Annotated in this window: 3 protein-coding genes; all 3 read right to left on the minus strand. The window is 32.4% G+C overall.

The genetic code is table 11. From position 1 onward, the window contains the following. Positions 1–1,555: 1,555 nt before the first annotated feature. On the minus strand, positions 1,556–1,750 hold the full coding sequence (locus AC1W31_RS20890; protein ID WP_481736440.1) for a hypothetical protein: 195 nt from the start codon (positions 1,748–1,750) through the stop codon (positions 1,556–1,558). A gap of 257 nt (positions 1,751–2,007) precedes the next feature. Further along, complete coding sequence (locus AC1W31_RS20895; RefSeq protein ID WP_481736441.1) at positions 2,008–3,006, minus strand: YhdH/YhfP family quinone oxidoreductase; 999 nt, start codon at positions 3,004–3,006, stop codon at positions 2,008–2,010. A gap of 281 nt (positions 3,007–3,287) precedes the next feature. Next, positions 3,288–3,563 (minus strand): aldehyde dehydrogenase family protein (locus tag AC1W31_RS20900; protein WP_481736442.1); only part of this gene is annotated, 276 nt, incomplete at its 5' end.

Here is a 3,563-nt window from a genome sequence, read left to right on the forward strand (position 1 = left end):
AATTGTATTATCATGCCCTCTATATAATATAAAAGAACCATAACGACACAACCCGTTTCTTGAATATCTTATTCTCTCTATTTCTCTACCAATACCTCAAAGAACTCTTCCAATTAAGCCAACTTTTTGACCCAATTAATGTAGCAAACACCTAAACGCTTACCCCTAAATAATAACCTAATCCCATTTTCCCTAACCCTCTTTCGTTGTTTGGGAGTGCAAAGTTGCAGGTTTATTTCTAAACCACCAAACTCTAAAGCAAAAAAAAATGAAAATCTTTGAAAGTATCTCCTAATCAATTGAAAATCACCATACTTGTAAAAAAAAAAAAATCTGATAAATTATCCCAATTAAACATCCCCAAAACACCAATAATACAAAAAACAATTATTTCCCCAATTAATACAATCCCACAAAACCAAAATCCCAACCAAAAATTACCTCACAGGACTCAATACTATTACCATCAATCAACAAATACAACATCCACCTCCACTTTAGGCAATCTTATCCTCAACTTTAATAATATACCCTCAATAAAGACTGTGACAAGTAGAAGGATTTGCAACTTTAAGCAATAGTAATTATTTAACTACACTATTTATCAAAGAAAAGAGTTCACTGATGAGAAGACATGGGGCGTAGATTCAAATTGTAAAAGACTGCTATTATTAGAATAAGAAGACTTATGCTTATGCTTATCCATTACTTATAATTTTTCTATAAAATGTTAAGACATATATTATTATTTGGTAGTAATGTCGTTATTTTAAAATAGTATTTTAAAAAGTAGATAGTAAGTACTTGTACTAATTCCGTTTCGAAAACATAAAGAAGTAACCATAAATGTTATTTAGATTTTTATGGTATGATCTTCTATACAGAATGTGTTCCTTTTGGTAAACACAGGCTTAAGCACCATTTTAAATATAAGAACAACAAGAACCTATGAAGATTTATCTAAATTAGGTTTATGATGTTTTTGGAGAAGTATAAAATTACTTATGATAGACAAAAAATTCCACCAAATAATCTGACTAATTGCATACTCATAATTAATTCATCCATGAATATAATTATATGAATTTAATGCATTCTGTTATGAAGACTATGTAATAAGGTGAAACATCAAAAATCACATGCTAATGTGATCACCTATTATGTTTGTGGCGGGTAAAATATATAATTTTATTAATTCTTATTAAAGTCTAATTTTGGTGAGTTGATATTTTATATTTTCCACAAATGCCATCGTTTTCATAAATATTACATTTAAGGTTCTTAAAGCAATTCTACTTTGTTTACCACTTTTTGATAGTGCTAATGAAAACTGCAATTATTATACAGCAAATATTCTCTTCAATACTTAAATTGTGATAGTATTGTAGGTTGATTTTTATGAATCTATTATCTGCGTTAAAACAGTAAGAAGGTTAAAAATAGAAAAATGAGGAGAAGGTTATTAGAAGGTACTACAAGAGGAAATATAATAGTGGTAGCTATCTAAGAATGGCATATAAAACCTTATGGCGGTAAGGTTCTGGTATTCATCTACTTAAGCAACTCTATGTTGCTGATTTTGAATTGACTCCTGATAAGAAAATGTTCTCAACATTCCGATTTTAATTTTCTTTTTCAGGGCTGCGGTCTCAGACTTGTAAGTGTTGTGACCTTTTAGTAATTCTTCGGCGATATTCGCCACTAACATATCAACAGAGTCGGATGTTAGCATGATTGGCATGTTTTTCATCGGCGGGATTTTTGGTGGTTATGAATAATATGCTATAATATTTTCACAAATATAATAATCAACTTAATAGCTTCATAATCAAGATGGTAATAGAACATGAAAGTCATTAAATAAGTTTATAAATTGTTATTGAATATACGTAAATTTGCATAAAATTTCAATAAAGAGTATTTATAATGGCTTAAAAATACTCTTTATTTTACTTTAGTATGTACTTATCATGGTAGATTTAGTGATTTTTTGAAACTAATTATTTTTTATTTCACCTTTACCAAATATTTTCCCATCGCTCCACCTTTCAACATCAAGTCTAATTTCTTTGGGACTTCTTCCAAGGTAATTTCAGTAACCAATAATTCTAAATCAACGGGTTTGTAATCTGTGGCTAATTTTTGCCAAATTTGTTTCCGTAAAGGCATCGGACATTCAGCTGAATCGATCCCGAATAAAGAATTACCTCGAAGGATAAAAGGCAATACGGACGTAGGTAAATCAGATGAGGCTACTAAACCACAAATGGCCGCTGCTCCGCTGTAATTTAATGATTTTAATGCCGTTGCCAAAATGTTTCCACCCACAGTATCTACCACGCCCGCATAAACTGATTTTAACAATGGACGCCCAGATTTATCATCCAGAGCTTCCCTCGATATAATTTCATTAGCTCCAACTTTACTTAAAAACTCATGAGCTTCAGGTTTTCCAGTAACGGCTGTTATTTCAAAACCTAATTTTTTTAACATCGCAACGGCCAAAATTCCCACACCACCCGTCGAACCCGTTACTAAAACTTTTCCTTTTTCGGGAGATAATCCATTGTTAATCAAAGCATTTATACACATTGCTGCCGTAAATCCAGCCGTTCCGTTTATCATTGCCTCACGCATAGACAAGCCAGTAGGCATAGCCACAACCCAACGAGCAGGCACACGGATATACTCAGATAATCCACCAGAAGTATTCATACCCAAATCATAACTTGTAACGATAACTTCATCGCCCACTTTAAAATCAGATGATTCACTGGCTTCAACAAATCCTGCGGCATCAATACCTGGCGTGTGTGGGTAATTGCGAGTAACGCCTTTATTACCAACTGAAGATAACGCATCTTTATAATTTAGAGCGGAGTAATGCACCCGAACTAAGACTTCTCCCGATGGTAAATCTGAAATCTGGCGTTGAATTATTTCCCTTAAATACTGTTTCTCGACATTTTCTGTAATTTGAAGGGCTTTGAAATTTGTGTTTTCCATGTTGATATTTTCTAAAAGATGTTAAACCATTTGTCTTTCAAGATTGAAATTCTTTGTTTTGTTATGAACGTTAAACTTATCCCAAAAGCATGAAAAAAGCAATTTTACTCACCTTAATATTTTAAAAGTTGATTTTATAAATTAAAAAAAACTTCAGGAGAGACGATTGATAAGATTTATAAGGGAGATAAAGTTACGCAGGATTTTATAGATTAGTTGGTTAAGAATTAAGATTTAAAAGGAGAAAAGCCCTAATTAGATTTAGGGCTTTTTAATTAATTCTATTCTGATAAAAACGGATACTTATAATCAACTGGCGATACTAAAGTTTCTTTAATAGTTCTGGGAGAAACCCAACGTAGAAGATTCAACATTGAACCGGCTTTGTCGTTTGTACCTGATGCCCTTGCTCCTCCAAATGGTTGTTGACCTACTACTGCTCCCGTTGGTTTATCATTTATGTAAAAATTACCTGCGGCATTGACCAACTTTTTATTGGCTATATCCAAAGCGTAACGGTCTTGAGCAAAAATGGCTCCTGTCAAAGCATATTCAGA

This window comes from Arcicella sp. (assembly GCF_964672035.1).